The following is a 26,138-nucleotide window of genomic DNA, read 5'->3' on the forward strand; positions in this document are numbered from 1 at the left end:
GAATGACACCGCTATGCAGCTCCTCCTCGCGGCCGTAGTCGTCCTCCCCCTGATCGGCTCCGTCGCCGCCCTGCTCCCGGCCCCGCCCGGTCTGAGGGGCCGCGACCCCGACCAGGCGGTGCTGCGGCACGGCGTCACCGTCACCGGCGCGGTCCTGGCCGCGGCCGTCGCCCTGGCCGTCGGCTTCGACCACGACCAGCCGGCGCGGATGCAGGCCCAGACCGACATCAGCTGGATCCCGGCGCTGGACATCCGCATCCACCTCGGCGTGGACGGCATCTCGCTCCCCCTCCTCGTGATGACGGCGCTGCTGACCTTCCTCTGCGCGGTCTACAGCTACGTGAACATGCCCGCGGGCCCGTCCCCGAAGGCGTTCGTCTCACTGCTGCTCGTGCTGGAGTCCGGGACCCTCGCCTCGTTCGCGGTCCTGGACCTGATGCTGTTCTTCCTGGCGTTCGAGATGGTGCTCATCCCGATGTACTTCCTCATCAACCGGTGGGGCGGCGAGGGGCGCGAGGCCGCCGCCTGGAAGTTCATCCTCTACACGCTGCTCGGCTCGGTCGTGATGCTGCTGGGCCTCCTGCTCGTCGGGCTCAAGGGCGGCACCTTCGACATGGTGGCACTCGCCACCGACAACGGCGCCGGACTGAGCCACACCACGCAGCTCATCGCGGTCCTCGCCATCGGCGTCGGCCTGGCCGTGAAGTCGCCGATGTGGCCGCTGCACACCTGGCTGCCCGACGCCCACACCGCCGCCCCGACCGTCGGCTCCGTGCTGCTGGCGGGTGTGCTGCTGAAGATGGGCACCTACGGCTTCGTGCGGATCGTGCTGCCCATCGCCCCCGAGGGCGCGCACACCTTCGCCCCGTACCTCGCCGCCTTCGCGGTCGTCGGCATCATCTACGGGTCGCTCGCCTGCCTGGCGCTGGCCCGCGCGGGCGCCAAGGGCGACCTCAAGCGGCTGATCGCGTACTCCTCCGTCGGCCACATGGGCTTCGTGCTGCTCGGCATCGCCACCCTCACCCCCACCGGGGTGAACGGCGCGCTCTTCGCCAACGTCGCCCACGGCCTCATCACCGGCCTGCTGTTCTTCCTGGTCGGCGCCGTGAAGGACCGGTACGGCAGCACCGACCTCGACCACCTCGCCGGGCGTACCGGTGGGGCGCTCTACGGCCGGGCCCCGCGCCTGGGCGGGCTGCTCGCCTTCGGCGCCGTCGCCTCCCTCGGCCTGCCCGGACTGGCCGGCTTCTGGGGCGAGATGCTCGCCATGTTCGGCGCGTTCGAGCCCGCCGCGGGCCTCAGCCGCCCCGCGTACCTGACCTACCTCGCCTTCGCGGCCTTCGGCACCCTGCTCACCGCCGCCTATCTGCTGATCGTCGTGCGCCGGGTGTGCATGGGCGACCCGGCCGAGGAGGCCGGTACCGCGGCCCCGGCCGGCGGCGCCGGCGCCGCGGTCGACGTCCGCCCGTACGAGTTCGCGGCCTGGACCCCGCTCGTCGCCCTCACCGTCCTCGCCGGACTGTGGCCCGCGGTCCTCCTCGGCCTCACCGACCCGGCCGTGCAGAACCTCCTCGGAGGCGGTAGCTGATGACCCCGATGACCGTCCACGCCCCCACGACCGCCCTCGCGGCGGACGGGGCCGCGAGCGTCGTCCAGTCCGTCGACTGGCTCGCCATCGCCCCGCCCACCATCGCGGCCGTCGTCGCCCTGGCCGTCCTCGTGGCCGACCTGTTCCTTCCGGAGGCCCGGAAGCCGCTGCTGGGCTGGGTCTCGATCGGCGGCCTGGTGCTGGCCGGGCTCTCGCTGCTGCCGCTGCTCGACGGCGACCGCCGGACGTTCTGCCTCACCACCTCGGGGCAGACCGGGGTGTGCAGCTACGCGGCCGACCACTTCGCGCTCGCCATCCAGTTCCTGGTGATCGGCGGCGCCCTGCTGACCGCCCTGCTCTCCGTCAACGCGGTGGAGGACCAGCGACTCCCCGCCGGCGAGTTCTGGTTCCTGCTGCTCTCCTCGGCCGCGGGCGCCGCCCTGCTGCCGGCCTCGCGTGACCTGGCGACCCTCGTCGTCGCCCTGGAGGTCGCCTCGCTGCCGGCGTTCGCGCTGGTCGGCCTGCGCCGCGGGGACCGGCTCTCCTCCGAGGCCGCCCTGAAGTTCTTCCTCTCCTCGGTCACCGCGACCGCCGTCACGCTGCTGGGCGTCAGCTTCCTGTACGCGGCCACCGGCAGCCTCCACCTGTCCGAGATCGCCGAGGGGCTCACCCGCGTCGACCCGCGGCTGGAGACCCTCGCCCAGGCCGGCGTCGTGCTGACCCTGGTCGGCTTCGCCTTCAAGACCGCGGCCGTGCCCTTCCACTTCTGGGTGCCCGACACCTACGTGGGCGCGCCGCTGCCGGTCGCCGCCTACCTCTCGGTCGTCGGCAAGGCGGTCGGCTTCACCGGCGTCATCCTGGTCACCGTCCTCGCCTTCCCCTCCTACGACGAGGTGTGGGGACCGGCCCTGGCCGTGCTCGCCGCGGCCACCATGACCGCCGGCAACGTCGCCGCGCTGCGCCAGCGCCCCGAGCGCGCGCACAGCGCGGTCCGTCTGCTGGCCTGGTCCTCCGTCGGCCAGGCGGGGTACCTGCTGGTGCCGATCGCCGCCGCCGGCTACGCCGACACCGCGCGGGACGCCCGGGAGGCCATCGGCTCCACCGTGGCGTACGCGCTCATGTACGCGGCCGTGAACCTCGGCGCCTTCGCGGTCGCCGCGCTGGTCGCCCGCAGCCACGCGGCCAACCGCGTCGCCGACTACCGCGGGCTGTACGCCTCCCGACCGCTGGCCGCCCTCTCGCTCGGCTTCTTCCTGCTCTGCCTGGCCGGCCTGCCGCCGGGCGTCATCGGTCTCTTCGCCAAGGTCACCGTCTTCTCGACGGCGGTCGACGCGGGGCTGGGCTGGCTGGCGGTGATCATGGCGATCAACGTCGTGATCGCGCTCTACTACTACCTCCAGTGGACGGCGATCCTCTTCCGAACGCCGGAGGAGCGGGCCGAGGCCGCGCCCGGGAAGCCGGCGGAGGCCGGCGCCCCCGGCCCCGTGGTCCCCGTCCGCATCCCGGCCCCGCTCACCGCCGCCATCGGCCTGGCCGCGGTCCTGGGCGTCGTCCTGTCGGGCGCCCCGCAGCTCGTCCTGCGCTTCGCCTCCGGCACCCTGCTGTAGTCGTAGGGAGCGCCGCGCCGTAGAGCGCTCCCGCGCGGAGCGCCGGTCGGCGTGCCGGGCGAGGGCCATGCCCGCGCGGGGACGCGCCGGAAAGGGTGCGCCGCCGGGCGCCCACCGGCCCGCGGACCACCCCGACGGCCCAGCCGCCGCCGCGCGTGCGCAAGGGAACCAGCCCTGCTCATCTGGCGTTGACCAGATCAGGAGGGTCCACTGGAAAGTGGATACACCAGGCAAAGGGTTCCCCTGCCGCACCACTTGGAGGGCGTACCGTGCACCGACGGCACAACGGGCTCAAGACGGCCGTACTCCTCGGGGGCCTGTCCGCGCTCATCATCGTGATCGGCGGTCTCTTCGGCCGTACGGGCCTGATCATCGCGGTCTTCGTGGCGCTGGCCACCAACGCGTACGCCTACTGGAACAGCGACAAGCTGGCGCTGCGGGCCATGCGCGCCCGGCCGGTGAGCGAGTTCGAGGCCCCGCAGCTCTACCGGATGGTCCGCGAGCTGTCGACGGCCGCGCGGCAGCCCATGCCCCGGCTCTACATCTCCCCGACCGACGCCCCCAACGCCTTCGCGACCGGTCGCAACCCGCGCAACGCCGCCGTGTGCTGCACCGAGGGCATCCTGCGCATCCTGGACGAGCGCGAGCTGCGCGGGGTGATCGGACACGAGCTCAGCCATGTCTACAACCGCGACATCCTGATCTCGTCGGTCGCCGGAGCGCTCGCCTCCGTGGTGATGTTCCTGGTCAACTTCGCCTGGCTGATTCCCATCGGACGCTCCGACGACGACGAGGGCCCCGGCTTCCTCGGCATGCTGATGATCATGATCCTCGGTCCGATCGCCGCCGCGCTCATCCAACTGGCCGTCAGCCGCTCCCGGGAGTACGAGGCGGACGCCTCCGGGGCCCAGCTCACCGGCGATCCGCTCGCCCTCGCCAGCGCCCTGCGCAAGCTCGACGCCGGCACCAAGGCGCTGCCGCTGCCGCCCGAGCCGCGACTGGAGACGGCCAGCCACATGATGATCGCCAACCCGTTCCGGCCGGGTCCCGGCATGGCCAAGCTGTTCTCCACCCACCCGCCCATGGCGGAGCGCATCGCCCGCCTGGAACAGATGGCAGGTCACCGCTGATGAAGACGTTGCTCAACCTGGTCTGGCTGGTCCTCTGCGGCTTCTGGATGGCCATCGGCTACCTGGTCGCCGGACTGATCCTGTGCATCACGATCATCGGCATCCCCTTCGCGATCGCCTCCTGGCGCATCGCCGGCTTCGCCCTGTGGCCCTTCGGCCGCACCGCCGTCCTCCGCCGCGACGCGGGCGCCCCCTCCTGTGTGGGCAATGTGCTGTGGCTGGTGCTCGCCGGGTGGTGGCTGGCGCTCGGACACGTGGTCACCGGCGTGCTGCTCTGTCTGACGATCATCGGCATCCCGCTCGGCCTCGCCAACTTCAAGCTCATCCCGATCTCGCTCACCCCGCTGGGCCACGAGATCGTCCGCACCGACGAGCCGTTCGGCGCGCGACGCTGACGCCGGGGGGCGTGCCGCCGGTGGGTGGGGGCGTGCGCGCGGAGGCCTGTGCGCGGGGTCGTGGGCAGGCCCCGTAGCGAGCCAGGACCCCGCCGGCCGGGCCGACGGGGTCCTGGGACGCGGTGGAGACACCGGGCGACGGCACCGGCCGCCGCCCCGCCGTCTCACCGGTAGTTGGTGAACTGCACCGCGAAGTCGAGGTCCTTGCCCTTGAGCAGCGCGATGACGGCCTGCAGGTCGTCCCGGCTCTTGGAGGACACCCGCAGCTCGTCGCCCTGCACCTGCGCCTTGACGCCCTTGGGGCCCTCGTCGCGGATGATCTTGGCGACCTTCTTGGCGTTGTCCTGGGAGATGCCCTCCTGGAGCGTGGCGAAGATCTTGTACTCCTTGCCGGAGGCCTGCGGCTCGCCCGCGTCCAGCGCCTTCAGCGAGATCCCGCGCTTGACCAGCTTGGACTGGAAGACGTCGAGGATCGCCTTGACCCGCTCCTCGGAGTTGGCACGCATCTCGATGCGCTCGCCCGACCACTCGATGGAGGCCCCGACGTTCTTGAAGTCGTAGCGCTGGGAGATCTCGCGGCTCGCCTGGTTGAGGGCGTTGTCGACCTCCTGCCGCTCGACCTTCGAGACGATGTCGAAACTGGAGTCGGCCATATTGAGTTGGCTCCTCGTACGTAGATCGGTCATGGGTGCGGTCCGCCCGGACCGCACGGGCCAGCCTAGCCACCCAACCCATGATCGAGCGGGGATCAACCCAGTGGCGAAACACCCCCGAACATCGGGTATGGTTTACGTCGTTGCCAGGGAGTCCCGACGAAAGAAGGGGCGACCACGGTGATGTCCCAGGCGGTGTGCCCGAGTGGCCAATGGGAGCGGACTGTAAATCCGTCGGCTTAGCCTACCCAGGTTCGAATCCTGGCGCCGCCACACTGGGTGAGACCCCCGGTGAACTGCGATAAAGCAGTTCACCGGGGGTCTTTTCGTGTGCCCTTTCCGCATTCCGCCTCGACGCCTCGCGGCACTTTGTCGGCGCCCCCGGACGGGTGGTCTTCGGGATTCCCGGACCAGTGAGCGACGGCGGTGCGTGAGTGAGCGGTTACGTTTTGTCGGCCCAGGTGCTCCAGAGCTTCGTCGCGGAGGTGCTGATCGTGGAGGTTGCGGGCTGGCATGTGGAAATCGAGTTCGACGAAGACGAGACCCACACCAAGGCGGCGGCGCTGCTGCGGCTGCGGGACGGGGCGGAGCTCCGGGCGCACGGAAAGGCGACGCGGGACCGCAAGGACCCGGACGAACGCCGGATCGGTGAGGAGCTGGCGGGTGCCCGCGCGCTGACGGACCTCGCCGAGCAGCTGACGGCCAAGGCCCAGGGTGAGGTCAAGGAGCTGCGGCGGCAGTGACGTCGCCGCCTTCGGCCGAGGCGACGCCCTGGGCCGGGGCGAGTGAGGCGACTGAGCCGACGACCTCGGCCCGGGGCGGCGGCCTCTCGGCGGGAGGGGCGACCTCGGCCGAGGCGATCGACCGGCGGGCCCCGCGCCCCGCGGGCTGAGCCGACCGACCCCGGCCCGAGCGGCCGACCTCGACCGAGGCGACGACCGAGGCGACGACCGAGGCGACCGACTTCGACCGAGGCGACAGCCGAGGCGACCGACCTCGACCGTGGAGACGACCGAGGCGAACGACCCCGGCCGAGGCGCGGCGGAGGCCGGTCCGGCCGCCCGCCGCGGACCGGGTCGGGGTCACGCCCCTGCGGGCGAAGCAGGCGCAGCGGGCGCAGCAGGCGAAGCGGCCGGAGGGCTGAACCGGGCGCCCGATGGGCAGAGCCCGGGGAAACCCCGGCGCCCGACGCGCCGGGCCCTACGAAGGGACGCCCCCGTGCCGACGAAGAAGCCGCGCGCCCGCACCGCCGCCCTCGGGGCGGCGTTCATCCTCGCGGCCGCCACACCGGTCACCGCGTACGCCGCGCTGGACGACGACCGAGCCGCGCCCCCGGTCTCCGCCGCCGCCTCCCGCGGCAAGCCGTACGTGGAGACCCGCCTGTTCTTCGGGACCGAGCGCCCCGACGGCGGCGCGCCGGTCACCGACCGGCAGTTCATGGACTTCGTCGACCGCGAGGTCACGCCGAACTTCCCGGCCGGACTGACCATCCAGGACGGGCGCGGCCAGTGGCGCGACGAGAACGGCAGGATCGAGCGCGAGCGGTCGTACGTGCTGACCCTGCTGTACCCGGTCGCCGAGGCACGGATCAACGACCCGCGGATCGAGGGCATCCGCTCGGCGTACGAGAAGCGGTTCGGGCAGGAGTCGGTGGCCCGGGCCGACGAGGGCACCCGCGTGGGCTTCTGACCGCCGGTTCGGGCTACCCCGCCACCACCCGCCGCACCGCCTCCACCACCGGGTCCGAGCCGTTGATCAGCTCCAGGGTGCGGCGGGCGGTGCGGGGCTCGTCCAGGAGGGCCGCCAGCGCGGCGGCCACGTCATCGCGGGAGACGGCGGCGCGACCGGTGTGCTCGGCGAGGGTCACCAGCCCCGTGCCCGGGTCGTCCGTGAGCCGGCCCGGCCGCAGGATCGTCCAGTCGAGGCCGGAGCGGGCCGACACGTTCGCGTCCGCGGCGCCCTTCGCCCGCAGATAGACGGCGAAGACCGGGTCCATGCCCGCGGGGGGCTCGGCCGGGAGGGCGGGGTTCGCTCCCATCGAGGACACGACGACGTACCGCCGCACCCCGGCCGCCTCCGCGGCGTCCGCGAAGAGCACCGCGGCCGCGTGGTCCACCGTCTCCTTGCGCGCGGCGCCGCTGCCCGGGCCCGCGCCCGCCGCGAAGACCGCCGCGTCCGCGCCCTCCAGGTGCCGCGCGACGTCGGCCACCGTCGCCGTCTCCAGATCGCAGACGACGGGTTCGGCCCCGGCCGCCAACAGGTCTCCCGCCTGCTCGGGCCGACGGATGACACCCGCGACCTCGTCACCGCGCCCGGCGAGCAGCCGCTCCAGCCGCAGCGCGATCCGACCATGTCCACCAGCGATGACTGTGCGCATGATCCCGACCGTACGCTGGTGACCTTCCGGAGCCGTGCAACCCTCCGCGGGGCTCGCGCGTCTGAAGCAGCGATTTCGCGTCAACCGAGGAGACCGTCATTTCCGCCTCCACCACCCTCCGCAGGTCCATAGCCGCCGCGGGCTGCACCGCCGTGCTGGCCGCCGGCGTCGCCGCCTGCGGCGCCGTCGAGAACATCTCCGCCGGGAAGAAGCTCTCCAACGCCGCAGACAAGCTCGGCGAACGGTCGTCGGTGGCCATGACGCTCGAACTCGACGCGAAGCCCGAAACGCTCGTCGAGCTGTCCAAGAAGGACCCCGAGTCGGAGCCGCTGACCCTGAAGCAGGCGAAGCACCTGGCCGACCTGCGGTTCACCTTCTCCGCGCAGGCGAAGAAGCCGCTCGCGAAGGCGGGCGAGAAGGACATGGTCGGCGCCGGCCTGTCCATCGGCATCGGCGACAGCGACCTGGCGGAGTACCGCGTCGTCGACGACATGGCCTACTACCGCCTCGACGTGAAGAAGTTCGGCGAGATCACCGGCGTCCCCACGCCGAGCGCCGAGGACATCGACGCGCTGGTGCCCGAAGACGGGTCCAAGGGCATCAAGGCGGTGCTCACCGGCGACTGGGTCAAGCTCGACACCAAGGAGCTGAAGGAGGCCGGCGAGGCCGGCGGCGCCGACAAGGACGGGAAGAAGGCCGACAAGGCCGAGCGGAAGCTCCTGGACGGCCTCCGCAAGCTCTTCAACCGTGAGATCAAGATCAAGGACGAGGGCAGCCGCGACGGCGCCCAGCACCTGGTCGCCACCGGTCCGGTGCGGACCCTGCTGACCGGCATGGTCGACAAGCTCCGGACCTTCTCCAAGGAGATGCCGGGCGGCTCCGACGGCCTGCCGACCGACGAGGACCTCAAGGGGCTCCCCAACAAGAAGATCTCCATCGACTTCGCGGTCAGGAACGGCGAGCTGGCGGGCGCCACCACCGACCTCGCGCCGCTCATCGACGACCTGAAGAAGGGCGAGAAGTTCGGCCTCTCGGTGACGTTCGGCGAGGGCAACAAGATCACCGCCCCGTCCGGCGCCACCGAGATCCACCTCGAAGACCTGGCGATGGGGTTCGGCTTCGGCCCCTTCGGCCCCGGGGGTGAGCCGGGCGACCCGGAGGACGCCGGCTACGAGGAGTTCTCGGAGGAGGACCTGGGCTACGAGGAGTTCTCGGACGAGGACCTGGGCTACGACGACCTCTCGGACGAGAGCGTCTGACGCTCCGACGCGTCAGCGACCCCGGGACCGGACGACGAGCCCGGGGTCGCTGCCGTCGCCCGGACGCCTCGCGCGGACGCCTTGCTCTGACGCTTCGCGCGGCGGCGCCGGTTGCCGGTGCGTTCGTGCCTGGCGTCGCGGTCGCGAGCGGTCGTGCCACGGTCGCCCTGGGCGAGCGCGGCCTGTGGTGGTGCCATAGGCCGCTGATCCGTCCCGGACGTGGCCGCGACGCGCCTGTCGGCGGGCCCTGCGCCCTCTCACCGGCCTCGCGCGTCCGCCGGCCCCGCGCCGGGGCGGCGGTGGCGGGCGCTGTGCGTCCGTCCGGCTGATCGCGCTCACTCCCGAGGGCGGCTCTCCGACTGCTCCTGACCGAGCGCGCCGGCCGGCCGCCGTCGCGACGTGCCCTGACGCGGCGGCCCCGCCTGGTGGGCTCGGTGCCCTGCCCTGCCCGGCCGTGGTCGCACCCGGCGCCGTCCGGTCGCCTCCACGGTGGCGGTCGGCGTGCGCTCGCCCGGTCGCTCGGGCCTGGCTCTCCGCGGGGCGTTCCCCCGGCCGCACACCGGCCGGCGACACCGGCCGGCCGCCGGTGGGCGGTGGTGACGCCATAACGCCGCCCTGTCGCGGCTGACGCCGCGGCGGGCCGTTCGGCGTTCCGAGCGGTGGCCTCCTTCGCCTACCCCGGCTGCTGTGGGCCGCCGGAACCGCTGCCGCCGCCGTCGCGGGCCCGGGACTGGCGCGGCAGATCCAAGGCGACCGCGACGGCCGAGTCGCAGTACTCCCGGACCGCGCTGGTCCGCGCCACCACGCGCCCACGGTGCACCACGATCCGGCTGTAGGCGAGCGACAGCACGGCCGCGACGCCCTCACCCCGGACGGCCAGGAGCTCCGCGGGGAAGCCGGCCTCCACCCGTACCTCCGCCAGCCCCATGGCGGCCCGGGCGCTGCCGCAGACGGCGTCGTACGCCTCCTCGGGGCGCAGCTCCCCGCGCGAGGCGAGCAGATAGGCCGCTTCCAGGGGGTCCCCGCGGCCGACGGGGTTGGCCGCGTCCCGCAACGCGCCGCTGCCGGCGGCGACCCGTACGCCGGCCGCTCGAAGGAGCCGCGCGGGGGCGCAGTGGGCGGCGCGGGCGGCCCGCGCGGGGCCGCTCGGCGCGGCGCGCTCCTCCAGGCCGCCGCAGTCGCCCTGTGGCAGGCAGACGACCGTGACGCCGGCGGCCGCCAACTGGTCCGCCGCGCGGGCCGCCACCTCGCGCGGGAGCAGCCCCAGGCCGCCGCACGGACCGATGCTCACGCCCGGGCGCAGCCCGCCCGCCATGGCCGCCAGTCGGGACAGCCGCGCCGGGTCCGTGCCGTCCGTGTGCAGGTCCACGGCGCAGCCGTGTTCGGCGGCCACGCTCAGGACCGCCTCGGCGTGGCCGGTCGGGTCGGGATCGAGGTCCGGGCAGCCCCCGATCACCGGCGCGCCCATCTTCACCGCGTCCCGCAACATCGCCAGCCCGTCCGCCCCGGCCGCCCCCGTCAGCACCCGGGGCACCGCGACGGCCGTGAGGTCCGCCAGGCCGCGCAGCGCCCGCCGCGCGGACAGCACCGCCTCCAGCGAGCGCAGCCCGTGGACCCCGCCGATGCGGACGTGGGTGCGCAGCGCGGTCGCCCCGTGGCCGAGGTGGAGCAGCGCGGCCTCCGTGGTGCGGCGCTGGATGTCCTCGGGCGCGTACGACAGCGGGCCCTCGACGTCCGCCGTCAGGGCGGTGTCGCAGTGCGCGTGCGGCTCGGCGGGTGCCGGGAGCAGCAGGTAGCCGTTGAGGTCCACGCGGGCGGCGGGGGCGGTCAGGCTGCCCGCCGTGCCGACCGCCTCGATCCGACCGCCGCTGAGCCGCACGTCCACCGTGCGGCCGTCGGCGAGCCGGGCGCCGCCGAGCACCAGCGTGGCGGCCTCCGGGGCCGCGCCTTCGCTGCGGGCGGGGTGGCGCGGCTGGTGCGGCTGAGGCTGCGGCTGGGGCTGACTGTCGGGCATCGCACTCCTGGAAGTGGCGAGTGGGTCGCGGGAGGGGCGTACGCGGGGCGCGGTCGAGGGCGCGGTGGCGCGCACGTGGCCAAGATCACTCAGCGTGTTCCGAGCCTAGGGCGCCGCGCGGGCGGCTTCGAGGAGGAGGCGAATAGTCGTACCGGTGTGGCCCCGGCGTCCCGCACCCGTGGCTCCTGGCGTGGCTCCGGCGCGGACCGCACGCCGACCGCACCGGTGCCCTCCCCGGACGGAGCGCCGGTGCGGTCCGGACCGGGAGGGCGGCGCGATGCCGCCGGGCGGGGGCCGGCACTCCCGGCTCCTGGGCGCACGCGGCCACGCGTGACGACGGGCCGGGGGCGCGCGGCGGGTGTCACCGCCCGCGACGCCCGCCGCTCCCGGCCCGTTGGACGCGAGCCGGGGCCGCCGCCCGGCGAGGAGCTCGAACGAGGCGCGGGAACGCGCCCTGGTGGCCTCCGATCCCTGAGGCGCTCCGACGGCGCCGCTTGGGGCCGCTCGGGCTCCTCACGGCCTGTCACCGCGGCGCCAGGCCCGGACACCCCGTCACGCCGCGTCCGCCCGCCTCCGGGCCCGGAGGGCGTCCAAGCCCAACCGGGCCCCCTGGGGGCCGATTCGCCCGCCTCCGGCCTCCGGGGCCGCTCCCGCCCGTGTCGGGCTGCCCTCGGCCGCGTCCACCCGTGTGTGGGGCTTCCCAGCCGCGTCCGTCCGTGTCGGGCTGCCTCCGACCGCGTCCACCCGTCGGGCTTCCCCGGCCACGTCCCGCCCGTGTCGGGCCTGCTGCGGGCCGCATCTGTCCGCCTCCGGGCCCCGTGGGGCACATCCGTCCGCCTCCGGCTCCCCGGCCACGTGCGCCCGTGTCCGGCCTCTCCGGCCGCGTCCCGCCCGTGTCGGGCTTCCCCCGGCCGTACCCACCCGTGTGTCGGCGGCCTCTCCCGAGCCGCATCAGCCCGCCTCTGGCCTCCCGGGCCACGCGCGCCCGCCTCCGGCCTCCCCTGCCGCACTCCGCCGGTCTCCAGGCCCCTACGGCTCGACGGTGTCGCGAACCCTCCGAGCCGGGCCGCGCCCAGGTCCCGATGGCCCTCCCAGGGGCATGTGTTCGGCGTCACCCGCCCGACGCCCCCGCCAACCGCCTGCCGCGACACAGGCCGCGCCTGGGGCTCCCGCGCCACGCCCGGCCACGGGCGGGCGTGGCGCGGGGCTCGCAGCCGGTTCCCGCCCGGCCCGCTGCCCGCTGCCCGAGGGGCGGAGGCTCGGCACCCGTCACGGTTGCGGAGCGTCAAGGGCGCGCCGGCGCGGCCCGGCTCCCGGCGCGTCGCGCGGGGAAGCGGGGCCCTGAGAGGGCGTTGTGGCGACAGCGGTTCGGCGGCCCCGATACGGATTTCACCTTCGGCGGCCAAGCGTGTAATGTCTTCATCGCTCGCCCCAATAGCTCAGTCGGCAGAGCGTCTCCATGGTAAGGAGAAGGTCTACGGTTCGATTCCGTATTGGGGCTCTGGTGTGTGAGGTTTCCCGCCCGGTTACGGCCGGACGGGAGCCAATCGCATCTCAGCGGTGTAGCTCAGTCGGTAGAGCAAGCGGCTCATAATCGCTGTGTCACCGGTTCAAGTCCGGTCACCGCTACTGCTAGTAGCCGATTGCGGGGTCGGTCCTTCGATCGGCTACTCTTTCTGCGTTAATCCATCCGTTCGTCAAGGAGCACTCACGTGGCTGCCACCGACGTCCGCCCGAAGATCACGCTGGCCTGCGTGGAGTGCAAGGAGCGGAACTACATCACCAAGAAGAACCGGCGTAACGACCCGGATCGGCTTGAGATGAAGAAGCACTGCCCGCGTTGCAACGCGCACACCGCGCACCGCGAGACGCGATAACCCAGTCTCACCCACGAGGCCGCCCCCACCGCGGGGGCGGCCTCGTGCTGTTGTGGTTTCACCCTTCACGCCGCGACACGCCGCGACACGCGCAAGGAGGTGCCGAGCGATGGCACTCGACCCGTCCTTCATCGGGCGGACCTATCCGCCCACCCGGCCGTATGAGGTCGGTCGGGAGAAGATCCGTGAATTCGCCGAGGCCATCGGCGATCCGAATCCCGCCTATGTGGACCCCGAGGCGGCCAGGGCGCTGGGTCATCCGGACGTGATCGCGCCGCCGACCTTCCCCTTCGCGATCACCACCAAGGTCGCGCAGCAGGCCGTCGAGGACCCGGAGCTGGGGCTGGACTACAGCCGGGTGGTGCACGGCGACCAGAAGTTCGCCTACAACCGGCCGATCCACGCGGGGGACCGTCTCACCGTCGTCGCCACCATCGAGGACATCAAGTCCCTGGCCGGCAACGACGTGCTGCTGGTCCGCAACGAGCTGCGTGACGAGAACGGCGAGCTCGTGGTGGTCTCGCACACGAAGTTGGTGGCGCGCGCCGCCGGGCAGGAGTGACGTAGATGACAGCGAAGGTTTCCTACGCCGATGTCGAGGTCGGCACCGAGCTGCCGCCGCAGACCTTCTCCGTGAACCGCGCCACACTCGTCGCGTACGCGGGTGCCTCCGGCGACTTCAACCCGATCCACTGGAACGAGAAGTTCGCCACCGAGGTCGGCCTGCCCGACGTCATCGCGCACGGCATGTTCACCATGGCGTCCGCGATCCGCGTGGTGACCGACTGGGCCGGCGACCCGGCCGCGGTGGTCGACTACGGGGTGCGCTTCACGAAGCCGGTCGTGGTCCCCAACGACGACAAGGGCAGCCTGATCGAGGTCAGTGCCAAGGTCGCCGTGAAGCTCGACGACGAGGCCCGCACGGTCCGCGTGGACCTGGTGGCCATGAACGAGGGGCGCAAGGTCCTCGGCATGTCCCGCGCGGTGGTCGCCCTCGCCTGACCGCGCCCGCGCGGCGGTCGCGGTCGTCCGCCGGCGCCCGCGCGGGCACGTGTTCGCCTTCGCGCGGGTGTACGCGGCCCTCGCGGCGCACCGCAAGCGCCTCCGTCGCCCCCGGCCCCACGGACCGGGGGCGGCTTTCGACCTTGACGTGTTAGTGATTGGCCACTAACTTCCCTTCCATGGTCAGAATGAGCGCGGAAGAGCGGCGCGAGAGTGTCATCCGGGCCGCGATCACCGAGTTCGCGCGCGGTGGCTACCGCGGCACGTCCACCGAGGCGATCGCGCGTCGGGTGGGTGTCTCGCAGCCGTACCTGTTCCGGCTCTTCCCGAACAAGCAGGCCATCTTCCTGGCGGCGGCCACCCGCTGCCTCCAGGAGACCCGGGAGGCGATGGCGGAGGCGGCGCGCGACGTGCCGCCCGAGGGCGCGCACATGGCCATGGCCGACGCCTACAAGAAGCTCCTCGCCGACCCCGAGCGGCTGCTCATGCAGATGCAGGTCTACGTCGCCGTGGCCTCGGCCGAGGCGGCGGGGGACCGCGAGTTCGGCGAGGCGATCCGCGCCAGCTGGGCGGAGCTGTGGGACTCGTCCCACCTGGCCCTGGGGGCGGACGTCGGCGAGACGACCGAGTTCATGGCCTACGGAATGCTGATCAACGTCCTGGCCTCGCTGGGCTTCCCGCCGGATCACCGGGTCTGGTCCGACTTCTCCGAGATCCCGGTCGAGTAGGGGCGGTAGCGAGACCGCGCGGGGCGGGGGTCGGTCGACGGCGGACCGCCGCGGGGGAGTGGCCCTCGTTCGTCCGGGTCCCCGCCCGCGCATCGTCATGAGCGCGAAAGTTAGTAAGCAATAACTAATCTTCAGGGGGATTCATGGAACAGCACCAGCTCGCCCGGCGCGGGGACGCCGTCTGGGCACTCGTCGTCACCAGCGTCGCCGGCTTCATGGCGGCCCTGGACAACCTCGTGGTCACCACCGCCCTGCCGGCCATCCGTGAGGACCTCGGCGGCGGCCTCGCGGACCTCGAATGGACGGTGAACGCCTACACCCTGACCTTCGCGGTGCTGCTCATGACCGGCGCCGCCCTGGGCGACCGCTACGGACGCCGCCGGCTCTTCCTGGTCGGTCTCACGATCTTCACCGGGGCCTCGGCCGTCGCCGCCATGGCCTCCGGCCTCGACGGGCTGATCGCCGCCCGCGCGGTGCAGGGTGTCGGCGCGGCGATCATGATGCCGCTCACCCTGACCCTGCTCACCAGCGCGGTGCCGGCCGAGCGCCGGGGCATGGCGTACGGCGTCTGGGGCGCCGTCAACGGGCTCGCCGTCGCCAGCGGCCCGCTCATCGGCGGCGGCCTCACCGAGCATGTCTCCTGGCAGTGGATCTTCTGGCTGAACGTGCCGCTCGGCATCGCCCTGCTGCCACTCGCCCGACTGCGGCTGAACGAGTCCCGCGCGCCCGGGGCCCGGCTCGACGTCCCCGGCACCGTCCTGGTCAGCCTCGGCCTCTTCGGCATCGTCTACGGGTTGGTCAGCGCCACCCCGCACGGCTGGACCAGCGGCCGGGTGCTCACCGGGCTGATCGTCGGCGCGGCGCTGCTCGTCGCCTTCGTCCGCCACGGAGTCCGCGGCCGCGACCCGATGCTGCCGATGCGGCTCTTCCGCGGCCGCGCCTTCTCGGCGATCAACGCGGCCAGCCTGCTGATGTTCCTGGGGATGTTCGGCTCGATCTTCCTGCTCAGCCAGTTCCTCCAGCAGGTCTGCGGCTACTCGCCCACCGAGGCCGGGCTGCGGATGCTGCCCTGGACCGGCATGCCGATGATCGTCGCGCCCATCGCCGGATACCTCTCCGACCGCGTGGGCGGCCGTCCCGTCGTCGCCGTGGGGCTCGCCCTCCAGTCGGTCGGTCTGGCGCTCTTCGCGCTTGTCATGGACGCCGACGTCTCCTATGCCGCGCAGCTGCCCGCGCTGGTCGTCAGCGGCATCGGCATGGCGCTGTACTTCGCTCCGGCGGCCAACCTGGTCATGTCCAGCGTCCGCCCGGCGGAGCAGGGCATCGCCTCCGGCGCCAACAACGCGCTCCGCGAGGTCGGTGGCACCCTCGGCGTCGCCGTCCTGGCCTCCGTCTTCGCGTCCCGGGGAGGCTACGAGTCGCCCGCCGCCTTCGTCGACGGCATCGCGCCGGCGCTGTGGGTGGGCGCCGCCGCGGTGGCCCTGGCGGCGGTGGCGGCCCTGCTGCTGCCGTCCCGCGCGGTCGCCGTCTCCGAGGCCCCGGCACGCTCCGAGGCGCCGGAGACACCCGAGGCGCCCGCCCCGGTCCCGTCGGCCGTGTAGGAGCCGCCGGCCGGCTCGGCCGGCCGGGCCGCCGGAAAGGCACCCCGTACCCTTGTGCGGGTGCAGGAACTCCATGACGCCCCGCTTGCCCCGTTGACCACCTTCCGGCTCGGCGGGCCGGCCACCCGGCTGGTCACGGCCACCACGGACGACGACGTGATCGCGGTCGTGCGCGAGGCGGACGCCGCCGGCACCCCGCTGCTGATCATCGGGGGCGGCAGCAACCTGGTGATCTCGGACAAGGGCTTCGCCGGCACCGCGCTGCGCATCGCGACCACCGGCTTCACCCTCGACGGCACCCACCTGGAACTGGCCGCCGGCGAGAACTGGTCCGAGGCCGTGGCGCGCACCGTCGAGGCGGGTCTGGCGGGGATCGAGTGCCTGGCCGGCATCCCGGGCTCGGCCGGCGCCACGCCGATCCAGAACGTCGGCGCGTACGGCCAGGAGGTCTCGGCCACGATCACCGAGGTCGTCGCCTACGACCGGCGTGCCGACGAGGTCGTGACCATCCCCAACGCGGACTGCGGCTTCGGCTACCGGCACAGCCGCTTCAAGGACGACCCCACCCGCTTCGTCGTGCTGCGCGTCCGCTTCGCCCTGGAGGACGCGGACGGCCTCTCCGCGCCGATCAAGTACGGCGAGACCGCGCGGGTGCTCGGTGTCGAGGTCGGCGACCGGGTGCCCGCCGCCACCGCCCGTGAGACCGTGCTGAAGCTCCGCGCGGGCAAGGGCATGGTGCTCGACCCGGAAGACCACGACACCTGGTCGGCGGGGTCGTTCTTCACCAACCCGATCCTCAGCGAGGCCGAGCACGCCGCCTTCCTGGGCCGCGTGGCCGAGCGGCTCGGCCCGGACGTCGCCCCGCCCGCCTTCCCGGCGGGCGACGGCCACATCAAGACCTCCGCCGCCTGGCTGATCGACAAGGCCGGCTTCACCAAGGGCTACGGGGACGGTCCGGCCCGCATCTCCGGCAAGCACACGCTCGCGCTCACCAACCGCGGCCGGGCCACCACCGAGGACCTGCTGACGCTCGCCCGCGAGGTCCGCGACGGCGTCCACGCGGCCTTCGGGGTCACCCTGGTCAACGAGCCCGTCACGGTCGGCGTGAGCCTCTAGGGACCCGCCCACGCGCCAGGGGAGGGGACGACCCCGCGCCGCGGCCGGCCACCGGGCCCCGCCGCCCCGGGCGCCGATCGCGGCGCGTCACGGGGCGCCCACGGGCTCTACCGGGCCCGGCGGCGCCGACGCGGGCGCCACAGGGCTCCCGGCCGGCCACCGGGCCGTACGAGGGCGGTAGCGGCCCGCGCCCGGCCCGGTGCCGCCTCAGCCCGCCAGCCAGTCGTCGATCCCCGCCAGCACCTGCTTCTGGACCTCCGCCGGCGCGGCCGAGCCGCGGATCGACTGGCGGGCCAGCTCGGCCAGCTCCGTGTCGGTGAAGCCGTGGTGCACGCGTGTCAGCTCGTACTGGGCGGCCAGCCGGGAACCGAAGAGCAGCGGATCGTCGGCACCCAGCGCTATCGGCACGCCCGCCTCGAAGAGGGTGCGCAGCGGCACGTCACCCGGGCGCTCGTAGACCCCGAGAGCCACGTTGGACGACGGGCACACCTCGCAGGTCACGCCGCGCTGGGCGAGCTCGCGCAGCAGGCGCGGGTCCTCCGCGGCGCGCACGCCGTGCCCCACGCGGGCCGCGTGCAGATCGTCCAGGCAGTCCCGGACGCTGTGCGGGCCGGTCAGCTCGCCGCCGTGCGGCGCCGCCAGCAGCCCGCCCTCCCGCGCGATGGCGAAGGCCCGGTCGAAGTCCCGCGCGAGGCCGCGCCGCTCGTCGTTGGACAGGCCGAAGCCGACGACCCCGCGGTCGCGGTAGCGCACCGCCAGTCGGGCCAGCGTGCGCGCGTCCAGCGGGTGCTTCATGCGGTTGGCCGCGACCAGCACCCGGATGCCCAGGCCGGTGTCGCGCGCCGCGCGGTCCACCGCGTCCAGGATGATCTCCATGGCCGGGATCAGACCGCCCAGCCGCGGGGCGTACGAGGTCGGATCGACCTGGATCTCCAGCCACTGCGAGCCGTCCCGCACATCCTCCTCGGCGGCCTCGAACACCAGCCGCTGGATGTCCTCCGGCTCTCGCAGACAGGACCGGGCGATGTCGTAGAGCCGCTGGAAGCGGAACCAGCCGCGTTCGTCGGTGGCCCGTAGCCGGGGCGGTTCGCCGCAGCTGAGCGCCTCCGGCAGGTGGACGCCGTACTTGTCGGCCAGCTCCAGCAGGGTGCCGGGTCGCATCGAGCCGGTGAAGTGCAGATGCAGGTGCGCCTTGGGCAACAGGCGCAGCTCTCGCGTGCCGGGTGCCCCGTGGGGCGGGACTGCCCGGTCGTGCCGAGGGGGGTCTCCAGGGGACTGCAACATCCCAAGATCCTGCCGTATCGGACACCGGAACCGGAAGGGGATTCCCCACAGGAGCACATCCCCGAACGCGCGTGCGGGGCCCCGAAGGGCCCCGCAACCGGTCCCGGACCCGCCGGGAGCGTCCGCCTAGGCGCGCGCCTCGCTCAGCAGCTTCTGGAGCCGCGAGACGCCCTCGACCAGGTCCTCGTCGCCGAGCGCGTACGACAGGCGCAGGTAGCCCGGGGTACCGAAGGCCTCACCCGGGACCACCGCGACCTCGGCCTCCTCAAGGATCAGCTCGGCCAGCTCGACGGAGGTCGCGGGCCGCTTGCCGCGGATCTCCCTGCCCAGCAGCCCCTTGACCGACGGGTAGGCGTAGAACGCGCCCTCCGGCTCCGGGCAGAACACGCCCTCGATCTCGTTGAGCATCCGCACGATGGTGCGGCGCCGCCGGTCGAAGGCGACCTTCATCTCGTCGACCGCCGTCAGATCGCCGGAGACCGCCGCGAGCGCCGCGCGCTGGGCGACGTTGGAGACGTTGGAGGTGGCGTGCGACTGGAGGTTGGTCGCGGCCTTGACGACGTCCTTCGGGCCGATGACCCAGCCCACCCGCCAGCCGGTCATCGCGTAGGTCTTGGCGACGCCGTTGACCACGATGCACTTGTCGCGCAGCTCGGGCACGACCACCGGCAGCGAGGTGAACTCCGCGTCGCCGTAGACCAGGTGCTCGTAGATCTCGTCGGTCAGCACCCACAGCCCGTGCTCGGCCGCCCAGCGGCCGATCGCCTCCACCTCGGCGCGGCTGTAGACCGCGCCGGTCGGGTTGGACGGGGAGACGAAGAGCAGCACCTTGGTGCGCTCGGTGCGCGCCGCCTCCAGCTGCTCCACCGAGACCCGGTAGCCGGTGGTCTCGTCGGCGACGACGTCGACCGGGACGCCGCCCGCCAGCCGGATGGACTCGGGGTAGGTGGTCCAGTACGGAGCCGGGACGATGACCTCGTCCTCCGGGTCCAGGATCGCGGCGAACGCCTCGTAGATCGCCTGCTTGCCACCGTTGGTGACGAGCACCTGCGCCGCCTCGACCTCGTAGCCGGAGTCGCGGAGCGTCTTGGCGGCGATCGCGGCCTTCAGCTCGGGCAGACCGCCGGCGGGGGTGTAGCGGTGGTTCTTGGGGTCACGGCAGGCCTCCACCGCGGCCTCGACGATGTAGTCGGGGGTGGGGAAGTCCGGCTCGCCCGCGCCGAAGCCGATCACCGGGCGGCCGGCGGCCTTGAGGGCCTTGGCCTTGGCGTCGACGGCGAGGGTGGCCGACTCGGAGATCGACCCGACGCGGGCCGAGACCCGGCGGTCGGTGGGTGCGGACGGGGCAGGAGTAGCAGCGCTCATGCATGCATCGTCGCATCCTCGCGACGGCCGGGACACACGGGTTTCGGGACGCGTCCCACGGCGTGTCCCGCCGGGGATTTCCGGGCCGTATCCGCGGCTGACCACGGGGTTTCCCCGGTTGGATGGGGGCCGCGAAGCAGGCCGGAAACGGGGCCGGGAACCGGGGTCGCGGCGAACTCGGCGGATATCTCGTTCGACGCCCGGCCGCAGAACACGTACACTCATCCGTCGTTGGCCACACACGCCATCGTTTCCGCCCCGCACACTCCGTGCAGCCGGTCGGATGCGGTAGGTTGGTGAAGCCGCAAAGGGTCGTAGCTCAATTGGTAGAGCACCGGTCTCCAAAACCGGCGGTTGGGGGTTCAAGTCCCTCCGGCCCTGCTACACGCATCTTCATGAGGATGCGCGTGTATCACATGCGTAATGCGGGAAGCACCGCTGTACGGCCGGGCCGGACGCGGCACGGCCACGATCCGGATTCAGGTGAGGACGAGTGACGGAAGCCCTTGGCTCCACCGCGACGCCTGAGAGCGGTCGTCCCGAGGACGAGGTGGCGGCCAAGAAGGGTCGCCGCGGTGGCAAGCGCGGGAAGAAGGGCCCTCTCGGTCGCCTCGCGCTGTTCTACCGCCAGGTCGTCGCCGAGCTCCGCAAGGTCGTCTGGCCGACGCGCGGCCAGCTGACGACGTACACCATGGTGGTGATCGTCTTCGTCGTCATCATGATCGGCCTCGTTACCGTGATTGACTTTGGGTTCAGCGAAGCCGTCAAGTACGTCTTCGGCTAGCTCATACGTGAGGGCGGCCCCCACCGGGCTGCCCCTTCACTCGTTCCACCCCTCTTGAAGCCAGGAAGAAGCAGCCACCGTGTCTGACCCGAACCTGAACGAGCCCGTCGAGTCCGTGGAGGACGAGCTCGACATCGTCGAGGCGGCCGACGACGACCAGGTCGAGGCTGTCGACGCCGAGGCGGGCCAGGCGGCCGAGGAGGCCGCGCTCCACGTCGAGGACGAGGAGTCCGTCGAGGACGAGGCCGAGGAAGCCGAGGACGAGGAGCCCGCCGAGGAGGAGACCGAGGAGCCGGCCGCCGAGGCCGTCGACCCGGTCGCCGCCCTCCGCGAGGAGCTGCGCACCCTCCCCGGCGAGTGGTACGTCATCCACACCTACGCGGGTTACGAGAACCGCGTGAAGACCAACCTCGAGCAGCGCGCCGTCTCGCTCAACGTCGAGGACTACATCTTCCAGGCCGAGGTGCCGCAGGAGGAGGTCGTCCAGATCAAGAACGGCGACCGCCGCACCGTCCGCCAGAACAAGCTCCCCGGCTACGTGCTGGTGCGCATGGACCTGACGAACGAGTCCTGGGGCGTCGTGCGGAACACGCCGGGTGTCACCGGCTTCGTGGGCAACGCCTACGACCCGTACCCGCTGACCCTGGACGAGATCGTCAAGATGCTCGCCCCGGAGGCCGAGGCGAAGGCCGCCAAGGAGGCCGCCGAGGCCGAGGGCCGCCCGGCGCCCAGCCGCAAGGTCGAGGTCCAGGTGCTGGACTTCGAGGTCGGCGACTCGGTCACCGTCACCGACGGTCCGTTCGCCACCCTCCAGGCGACCATCAACGAGATCAACGCCGACTCGAAGAAGGTCAAGGGCCTCGTCGAGATCTTCGGCCGCGAGACCCCGGTCGAGCTGAGCTTCGACCAGATCCAGAAGAACTGATCGTCCTTCCGGATACCAGACGTCCGAACAGGTCAGGCGGGCCCCTCGGGGCGCCTCCCGGTGACAGCCGGGGGACTGCCTGACCTGCTCGGTTTTTAGCCGCATAGCCTTACCCGTTATCGTTGTGCGGTATGCCTCCATCCGGATGATCCGGACCGGAGGCGGAAAACCTCTCACACGCCGAGCGAGCCGAAGGGCGCGCCGGTGTCGAAGGGGAGAGCGCGCGGAGGTCCGAGTGAGGGCCCGAGCGCGGTCGACCGTCGACACCGGGTCGAAGCGTCCGGCGGCGAGCGAGGAATACAGGACCCGGAGAGAGCATGCCTCCCAAGAAGAAGAAGGTCACGGGGCTTATCAAGCTCCAGATCCAGGCCGGTGCCGCGAACCCGGCTCCGCCGGTCGGCCCCGCGCTGGGTCAGCACGGCGTCAACATCATGGAGTTCTGCAAGGCCTACAACGCCGCGACCGAGTCGCAGCGTGGCATGGTCGTGCCGGTGGAGATCACGGTCTACGAGGACCGTTCCTTCACCTTCGTGACCAAGACTCCGCCGGCCGCGAAGCTGATCCTCAAGGCCGCGGGCGTGGAGAAGGGCTCCGGCGAGCCGCACAAGACCAAGGTCGCCAAGATCACCCGCGACCAGGTCCGCGAGATCGCCACCACCAAGATGCCCGACCTGAACGCCAACGACCTGGACGCCGCCGAGAAGATCATCGCCGGCACCGCCCGCTCCATGGGCATCACGGTCGAAGGCTGAGTTCAGCCCCGTACGTCTTCAGTGGCAGGGCCAGGCGCTGGCCCGGACCACGACTCCACCCCTGAACCGCAGGAGCAGCAGTGAAGCGCAGCAAGACTCTTCGCAACGCGGACGCGAAGATCGACCGGGAGCGTCTGTACGCCCCGCTCGAGGCCGTCCGTCTCGCCAAGGAGACCTCCGCCACCAAGTTCGACGGCACCGTCGAGGTCGCCTTCCGTCTGGGCGTCGACCCGCGTAAGGCCGACCAGATGGTCCGTGGCACCGTGAACCTTCCGCACGGCACCGGTAAGACCGCCCGGGTCCTGGTCTTCGCGACCGGCGACCGTGCCGAGGCCGCGCGTGCCGCGGGCGCCGACATCGTCGGCGCCGACGAGCTCATCGACGAGGTCGCCAAGGGCCGCCTGGACTTCGACGCCGTCGTCGCCACCCCGGACCTCATGGGCAAGGTCGGCCGCCTCGGCCGCGTGCTCGGTCCGCGTGGTCTGATGCCGAACCCGAAGACCGGCACCGTCACTCCGGACGTCGCCAAGGCCGTCACCGAGATCAAGGGCGGCAAGATCGAGTTCCGTGTCGACAAGCACTCGAACCTCCACTTCATCATCGGCAAGGTGTCCTTCGACGACGCCAAGCTCGTGGAGAACTACGGTGCGGCGCTGGAGGAGATCCTGCGTCTGAAGCCGTCCGCCGCCAAGGGCCGTTACATCAAGAAGGCCACCATCACCACCACGATGGGCCCCGGCATCCAGGTCGACTCGAACCGCACCCGCAACCTCCTCGTCGAGGACGAGACCGTCTGAGCCTGACGGCGGTCGCGTAGCAGCGAAATCGACGCGAGCCCGGTCCCCCCAACGGGGGACCGGGCTCGCCGCGTTGCGCCGTCCCCCATCTCCGCTAGGCTGCTTCCCCGCGTGTTCACGGCAAGAAGCAAAACGAGGGGGACTTGTGCACACGACTCGTCTGAAGGGCCGCGTCGCGGCGACCGCGAGCGTCGCCGTGCTGGCGATAGCCCTGACCGCCTGCGGCTCCGACTCGGACAAGGCCGGCGGCGGCAACAGCACCGGCGGCGACAAGGTCGGCCCGGCGGCCGGCAACGCGCTGAGCGCCCTGCAGAACGTCTCGGAGCACACGCGGAAGCAGAACTCCGCCAAGGTCGAGGGGACGACCCAGATGGGCCCCGCGACCACCTCGATGAAGGGCCAGATGGACTGGTCGGACGGCATGCGCGCCACCATGACCATCATTCAGACCGGCGGCGCGGTCTCCGGCACTCCCATGGACAAGAAGCCCATGGAGGCCCGCTACACCCCGGACGCCATGTTCGTGAACCTCGGTGACGCCCTGGCGGCCGACCCCAAGGCCGGCGGCAAGCACTGGATGAAGTACGACTACGCCACCCTCGCCAAGCAGGCGGGCGCGTCCGGCAAGTTCCTCCAGGACCAGATGCAGAACACCGACCCGGCCCGCGCGGTCCAGCTGCTCGTCGCCACCGGCAAGGTCAAGAGCATGGGCGAGGAGAAGGTCCGGGGCATCGACACCACCCACTACACCGGCACGGTGAAGGTGGCGGACCTGGCCAAGATGCAGTCCAAGGACCTCACCGAGCAGGACCTGAAGAGCCTCCAGGAGCAGTTGCAGCAGGCCGGCATGGAGACCGAGACCATCGACGTGTGGGTCGACGAGAACGACCTGCTGCTCAAGAAGCGCGAGCGGGCCGACAGCACCAGCGGCGCGTACGACTCCACCGTCTACTACACCGACTACGGCACGGACGTCTCGGTGGAGGAGCCGCCCGCCGGGGACACCATGAACTTCGAGGACGCGCTCCCGCAGAGCTGATTTGCCTGCCGAAGCACCATTCGCGTACGCTTCCACGGAAGCCAAAGACCGCTGGTCGTTGCTGTGCCTCTCCATGGGGCGCGGCGGCCGAAGGATCCGCTAGCTGCGGGCGACCTGCGCAGGTGACTGTGGAAGCTACTCCCGGGTGATTCCTTATGGATTCATTCGGTTGAGTCACGCCCCGCGCGCCTGCGCCGGGGCGTTTCGTTTTGCCCAGCCGCCTTCCCGACGCTACGCGGTCCGTTACCACCCGGAAGGAGGCCGAGGCTCATGGCGAGGCCCGACAAGGCCACAGCTGTCGAGGAGATCACGGACAAGTTCCGTAGCTCCAACGCCGCTGTTGTGACCTCGTACACCGGGCTTAGCGTTGCGCAGCTCAAGCAGCTGCGCCGTTCGCTCGGTGGCAACGCGCAGTACCGTGTGGTGAAGAACACGCTGACCAAGATCGCGGCCAATGAGGCCGGGATCACCCTGGACGAGCACCTCAAGGGCTCGACCGCCGTTGCCTTCGTGACCGGGGACCCGGTCGAGGCGGCGAAGGGTCTTCGTGACTTCGCCAAGGAGAACCCCGCTCTCGTCATCAAGGGCGGTGTCCTTGAAGGTAAGGCGCTGTCCGCCGACGAGATCAAGAAGCTTGCGGACCTTGAGTCCCGCGAGGTTCTGCTCAGCAAGCTGGCCGGTGCCATGAAGGGCAAGCAGTCCCAGGCTGCCTCTGTCTTCCAGGCGCTGCCGTCGAAGCTCGTCCGCACCGTGGACGCGCTGCGCGCCAAGCAGGCCGAGCAGGGCGGTGCCGAGTAACTCGGCTCGCACATTGACCGCCGCCTGAGCGGCGGCGGTCACAGCGGGCCAGACGTCGACGCAGTAACGCCGTAAGGCGCACGCCCGCCTCACATGTACATCCGGCACCCGCCGACTTAGTGGAAGGACCGCCACCATGGCGAAGCTCACCCAGGACGAGCTGCTCGCGCAGTTCGAGGAGATGACCCTCATCGAGCTCTCCGAGTTCGTGAAGGCGTTCGAGGAGAAGTTCGACGTCACCGCCGCCGCTGCCGCGCCGGTCGTCGTCGCCGGTGGTGCCGCCGGTGGCGCTGCCGCCGAGGCCGTCGAGGAGAAGGACGAGTTCGACGTCATCCTCACCGGTGCCGGCGACAAGAAGATCCAGGTCATCAAGGTCGTGCGCGAGCTGACCTCCCTGGGTCTGAAGGAGGCCAAGGACCTCGTGGACGGCACCCCGAAGCCGGTCCTGGAGAAGGTCAACAAGGAGCAGGCCGAGAAGGCCGCCGAGTCCCTCAAGGGCGCCGGCGCCTCCGTCGAGGTCAAGTGACCCTCACGGCCTAGTGGGGCTCCGCGTCGCACGGCGCGGGCCCACTCGGTCGTACCGTAAGGGCGATCACCCGTCTGGGTGGTCGCCCTTCGGCGTTCCCGTGACGGCTGCGTTGCCTTCTCCGCCCCGACAGGTATGGTGATCTTCGTTGCCCACCGCCACGTCCTGTGACGATCTCACCGGAGTGCGGGGCCTTGACGAACGGCACGCAGCGCGCAATTCTCAGGACGCGACGTCAGCACCGATCCAGGTTCGAGGCATGGATCGGTGCCAGAGTGGGCAGTATCGAAATGCGCCTTCAGCGCGTAGCTCGCGGTTGGCGTTGAGTGACAATGAGGGGCAACCCTCCCGGGTGGAGAGATTGCCTTCCGGAGGAAGAGTGGGAGCAGCGACGGTCTCCGAAACCCTGCTCTGGACATCAGTGTGCCGAGTGGCTACACTGACCCTTTGCGCTGCCTGTTAGCTGCTCCCTGCCCGTCACCAGGGGCATGCCCACCGTTGAACACAGCTGATTGAAGTGC

25 protein-coding genes and 4 tRNA genes are annotated in these 26,138 nt (G+C 71.9%); 24 read left to right on the plus strand and 5 right to left on the minus strand.

Going from position 1 to position 26,138, the window contains the following annotated elements:
- The first annotated feature begins 13 nt into the window (after positions 1 to 13).
- The 4 genes from CD790_RS00575 (at position 14) to CD790_RS00590 (ending at position 4,720) form a co-directional block, all read left to right on the plus strand.
- Complete coding sequence (locus CD790_RS00575; protein ID WP_144381820.1) at positions 14 to 1,588, plus strand: NuoM family protein; 1,575 nt, start codon at positions 14 to 16, stop codon at positions 1,586 to 1,588.
- The gene (locus CD790_RS00580; protein WP_399216791.1) at positions 1,588 to 3,195 is read left to right on the plus strand and encodes an NADH-quinone oxidoreductase subunit N; all 1,608 of its coding nucleotides are present in this window, start codon (positions 1,588 to 1,590) and stop codon (positions 3,193 to 3,195) included. Before CD790_RS00575 ends, CD790_RS00580 begins: the two co-directional genes overlap by 1 nt.
- Before the next feature lie 269 nt (positions 3,196 to 3,464).
- Positions 3,465 to 4,325, plus strand: coding sequence for a zinc metalloprotease HtpX (gene htpX / locus CD790_RS00585; protein WP_144380909.1), 861 nt, complete (start codon positions 3,465 to 3,467; stop codon positions 4,323 to 4,325).
- Positions 4,325 to 4,720, plus strand: a complete 396-nt coding sequence (locus CD790_RS00590; RefSeq protein ID WP_144380910.1) for a YccF domain-containing protein — start codon at positions 4,325 to 4,327, stop codon at positions 4,718 to 4,720. Before htpX ends, CD790_RS00590 begins: the two co-directional genes overlap by 1 nt.
- A 164-nt stretch (positions 4,721 to 4,884) precedes the next feature.
- On the opposite strand, the gene CD790_RS00595 is transcribed toward CD790_RS00590, so the two are convergent.
- Positions 4,885 to 5,373 carry a YajQ family cyclic di-GMP-binding protein gene (locus tag CD790_RS00595; RefSeq protein WP_144380911.1) on the minus strand — a complete coding sequence of 163 codons (489 nt, stop codon included), beginning with the start codon at positions 5,371 to 5,373 and terminating at the stop codon, positions 4,885 to 4,887.
- A gap of 191 nt (positions 5,374 to 5,564) precedes the next feature.
- On the opposite strand from CD790_RS00595, the gene CD790_RS00600 reads away from it, so the two are divergent.
- The 3 genes from CD790_RS00600 to CD790_RS00610 all read left to right on the plus strand — a co-directional run bounded on the left by CD790_RS00600 (position 5,565) and on the right by CD790_RS00610 (position 7,062).
- A tRNA-Tyr gene (locus CD790_RS00600) sits at positions 5,565 to 5,646 on the plus strand.
- Positions 5,647 to 5,807: 161 nt separating this feature from the next.
- Complete coding sequence (locus CD790_RS00605) at positions 5,808 to 6,116, plus strand: DUF1876 domain-containing protein (RefSeq protein WP_399216792.1); 309 nt, start codon at positions 5,808 to 5,810, stop codon at positions 6,114 to 6,116.
- Positions 6,117 to 6,591: 475 nt separating this feature from the next.
- A complete protein-coding gene (locus CD790_RS00610; protein WP_144380912.1) occupies positions 6,592 to 7,062 on the plus strand; it encodes a DUF3574 domain-containing protein in 471 nt (156 codons plus the stop codon).
- A 13-nt stretch (positions 7,063 to 7,075) separates the two neighbouring features.
- On the opposite strand, the gene CD790_RS00615 is transcribed toward CD790_RS00610, so the two are convergent.
- Positions 7,076 to 7,750: an NAD(P)H-binding protein gene (locus tag CD790_RS00615; RefSeq protein ID WP_144380913.1), complete on the minus strand. Its 675-nt coding sequence runs from the start codon at positions 7,748 to 7,750 to the stop codon at positions 7,076 to 7,078.
- 152 nt (positions 7,751 to 7,902) lie between these two features.
- Between CD790_RS00615 and CD790_RS00620 the strand changes: the two genes are divergently transcribed.
- The gene (locus CD790_RS00620) at positions 7,903 to 9,009 is read left to right on the plus strand and encodes a hypothetical protein (protein WP_144380914.1); all 1,107 of its coding nucleotides are present in this window, start codon (positions 7,903 to 7,905) and stop codon (positions 9,007 to 9,009) included.
- A gap of 673 nt (positions 9,010 to 9,682) precedes the next feature.
- On the opposite strand, the gene CD790_RS00625 is transcribed toward CD790_RS00620, so the two are convergent.
- Complete coding sequence (locus tag CD790_RS00625; RefSeq protein ID WP_144380915.1) at positions 9,683 to 11,023, minus strand: hydrolase; 1,341 nt, start codon at positions 11,021 to 11,023, stop codon at positions 9,683 to 9,685.
- A 1,428-nt stretch (positions 11,024 to 12,451) separates the two neighbouring features.
- Here CD790_RS00625 and CD790_RS00630 point away from each other — a divergent pair.
- The 8 genes from CD790_RS00630 to CD790_RS00665 all read left to right on the plus strand — a co-directional run bounded on the left by CD790_RS00630 (position 12,452) and on the right by CD790_RS00665 (position 17,347).
- A tRNA-Thr gene (locus CD790_RS00630) sits at positions 12,452 to 12,524 on the plus strand.
- Between the two features lie 55 nt (positions 12,525 to 12,579).
- A tRNA-Met gene (locus CD790_RS00635) sits at positions 12,580 to 12,652 on the plus strand.
- Between the two features lie 83 nt (positions 12,653 to 12,735).
- Positions 12,736 to 12,900 carry a 50S ribosomal protein L33 gene (rpmG, locus tag CD790_RS00640; RefSeq protein ID WP_004571794.1) on the plus strand — a complete coding sequence of 55 codons (165 nt, stop codon included), beginning with the start codon at positions 12,736 to 12,738 and terminating at the stop codon, positions 12,898 to 12,900.
- A gap of 109 nt (positions 12,901 to 13,009) precedes the next feature.
- Positions 13,010 to 13,462 (plus strand): MaoC family dehydratase N-terminal domain-containing protein, encoded by a 453-nt coding sequence (locus CD790_RS00645; protein WP_144380916.1) that lies wholly within the window; start codon positions 13,010 to 13,012, stop codon positions 13,460 to 13,462.
- A gap of 5 nt (positions 13,463 to 13,467) precedes the next feature.
- The gene (locus CD790_RS00650) at positions 13,468 to 13,902 is read left to right on the plus strand and encodes a MaoC family dehydratase (RefSeq protein ID WP_144380917.1); all 435 of its coding nucleotides are present in this window, start codon (positions 13,468 to 13,470) and stop codon (positions 13,900 to 13,902) included.
- A 179-nt stretch (positions 13,903 to 14,081) separates the two neighbouring features.
- Complete coding sequence (locus CD790_RS00655) at positions 14,082 to 14,630, plus strand: TetR/AcrR family transcriptional regulator (RefSeq protein WP_144380918.1); 549 nt, start codon at positions 14,082 to 14,084, stop codon at positions 14,628 to 14,630.
- A 143-nt stretch (positions 14,631 to 14,773) separates the two neighbouring features.
- Complete coding sequence (locus tag CD790_RS00660) at positions 14,774 to 16,231, plus strand: DHA2 family efflux MFS transporter permease subunit (RefSeq protein WP_144380919.1); 1,458 nt, start codon at positions 14,774 to 14,776, stop codon at positions 16,229 to 16,231.
- 60 nt (positions 16,232 to 16,291) lie between these two features.
- Entirely contained in the window at positions 16,292 to 17,347 is a 1,056-nt protein-coding gene (locus CD790_RS00665; protein ID WP_144380920.1) for a UDP-N-acetylmuramate dehydrogenase, read from the plus strand.
- 207 nt (positions 17,348 to 17,554) lie between these two features.
- Here the strand turns inward: CD790_RS00665 and CD790_RS00670 are convergent, their stop codons facing one another.
- Positions 17,555 to 18,631 (minus strand): adenosine deaminase, encoded by a 1,077-nt coding sequence (locus tag CD790_RS00670; RefSeq protein WP_144380921.1) that lies wholly within the window; start codon positions 18,629 to 18,631, stop codon positions 17,555 to 17,557.
- A 126-nt stretch (positions 18,632 to 18,757) separates the two neighbouring features.
- The gene (locus CD790_RS00675; RefSeq protein WP_186318819.1) at positions 18,758 to 19,996 is read right to left on the minus strand and encodes a pyridoxal phosphate-dependent aminotransferase; all 1,239 of its coding nucleotides are present in this window, start codon (positions 19,994 to 19,996) and stop codon (positions 18,758 to 18,760) included.
- A gap of 308 nt (positions 19,997 to 20,304) precedes the next feature.
- On the opposite strand from CD790_RS00675, the gene CD790_RS00680 reads away from it, so the two are divergent.
- The 8 genes from CD790_RS00680 (at position 20,305) to rplL (ending at position 25,617) form a co-directional block, all read left to right on the plus strand.
- Positions 20,305 to 20,377: transfer RNA gene (locus CD790_RS00680), tRNA-Trp, on the plus strand.
- A 112-nt stretch (positions 20,378 to 20,489) separates the two neighbouring features.
- On the plus strand, positions 20,490 to 20,780 hold the full coding sequence (secE, locus tag CD790_RS00685; protein ID WP_144380923.1) for a preprotein translocase subunit SecE: 291 nt from the start codon (positions 20,490 to 20,492) through the stop codon (positions 20,778 to 20,780).
- A gap of 79 nt (positions 20,781 to 20,859) precedes the next feature.
- Positions 20,860 to 21,705, plus strand: a complete 846-nt coding sequence (gene nusG / locus CD790_RS00690) for a transcription termination/antitermination protein NusG (RefSeq protein ID WP_144380924.1) — start codon at positions 20,860 to 20,862, stop codon at positions 21,703 to 21,705.
- A gap of 317 nt (positions 21,706 to 22,022) precedes the next feature.
- Entirely contained in the window at positions 22,023 to 22,457 is a 435-nt protein-coding gene (gene rplK, locus CD790_RS00695; protein ID WP_020869305.1) for a 50S ribosomal protein L11, read from the plus strand.
- Positions 22,458 to 22,537: 80 nt separating this feature from the next.
- Positions 22,538 to 23,254, plus strand: a complete 717-nt coding sequence (gene rplA, locus CD790_RS00700; protein ID WP_144380925.1) for a 50S ribosomal protein L1 — start codon at positions 22,538 to 22,540, stop codon at positions 23,252 to 23,254.
- Positions 23,255 to 23,399: 145 nt separating this feature from the next.
- The gene (locus CD790_RS00705) at positions 23,400 to 24,293 is read left to right on the plus strand and encodes a hypothetical protein (RefSeq protein WP_260867250.1); all 894 of its coding nucleotides are present in this window, start codon (positions 23,400 to 23,402) and stop codon (positions 24,291 to 24,293) included.
- Between the two features lie 270 nt (positions 24,294 to 24,563).
- Complete coding sequence (gene rplJ / locus CD790_RS00710; RefSeq protein ID WP_144380926.1) at positions 24,564 to 25,091, plus strand: 50S ribosomal protein L10; 528 nt, start codon at positions 24,564 to 24,566, stop codon at positions 25,089 to 25,091.
- Between the two features lie 136 nt (positions 25,092 to 25,227).
- Positions 25,228 to 25,617 (plus strand): 50S ribosomal protein L7/L12, encoded by a 390-nt coding sequence (gene rplL, locus CD790_RS00715; protein WP_144380927.1) that lies wholly within the window; start codon positions 25,228 to 25,230, stop codon positions 25,615 to 25,617.
- The last annotated feature ends 521 nt before the right edge of the window (positions 25,618 to 26,138 follow it).

The organism is Streptomyces sp. SAJ15 (assembly GCF_007595705.1).
Taxonomy (GTDB): domain Bacteria; phylum Actinomycetota; class Actinomycetes; order Streptomycetales; family Streptomycetaceae; genus Streptomyces.

Bases quoted from the DNA above. Each gene is read 5' to 3' on its own strand.
- rplK (WP_020869305.1), top strand. From the start codon at position 22,023: ATGCCTCCCAAGAAGAAGAAGGTCACGGGGCTTATCAAGCTCCAGATC.
- CD790_RS00590 (WP_144380910.1), top strand. From the start codon at position 4,325: ATGAAGACGTTGCTCAACCTGGTCTGGCTGGTCCTCTGCGGCTTCTGG.
- CD790_RS00670 (WP_144380921.1), bottom strand. From the start codon at position 18,631: ATGTTGCAGTCCCCTGGAGACCCCCCTCGGCACGACCGGGCAGTCCCG.
- CD790_RS00625 (WP_144380915.1), bottom strand. From the start codon at position 11,023: ATGCCCGACAGTCAGCCCCAGCCGCAGCCTCAGCCGCACCAGCCGCGC.
- CD790_RS00595 (WP_144380911.1), bottom strand. From the start codon at position 5,373: ATGGCCGACTCCAGTTTCGACATCGTCTCGAAGGTCGAGCGGCAGGAG.
- CD790_RS00660 (WP_144380919.1), top strand. From the start codon at position 14,774: ATGGAACAGCACCAGCTCGCCCGGCGCGGGGACGCCGTCTGGGCACTC.
- CD790_RS00615 (WP_144380913.1), bottom strand. From the start codon at position 7,750: ATGCGCACAGTCATCGCTGGTGGACATGGTCGGATCGCGCTGCGGCTG.
- CD790_RS00655 (WP_144380918.1), top strand. From the start codon at position 14,082: ATGGTCAGAATGAGCGCGGAAGAGCGGCGCGAGAGTGTCATCCGGGCC.
- CD790_RS00575 (WP_144381820.1), top strand. From the start codon at position 14: ATGCAGCTCCTCCTCGCGGCCGTAGTCGTCCTCCCCCTGATCGGCTCC.
- CD790_RS00650 (WP_144380917.1), top strand. From the start codon at position 13,468: ATGACAGCGAAGGTTTCCTACGCCGATGTCGAGGTCGGCACCGAGCTG.
- rplL (WP_144380927.1), top strand. From the start codon at position 25,228: ATGGCGAAGCTCACCCAGGACGAGCTGCTCGCGCAGTTCGAGGAGATG.
- CD790_RS00580 (WP_399216791.1), top strand. From the start codon at position 1,588: ATGACCCCGATGACCGTCCACGCCCCCACGACCGCCCTCGCGGCGGAC.
- CD790_RS00645 (WP_144380916.1), top strand. From the start codon at position 13,010: ATGGCACTCGACCCGTCCTTCATCGGGCGGACCTATCCGCCCACCCGG.
- CD790_RS00675 (WP_186318819.1), bottom strand. From the start codon at position 19,996: ATGAGCGCTGCTACTCCTGCCCCGTCCGCACCCACCGACCGCCGGGTC.
- rplJ (WP_144380926.1), top strand. From the start codon at position 24,564: ATGGCGAGGCCCGACAAGGCCACAGCTGTCGAGGAGATCACGGACAAG.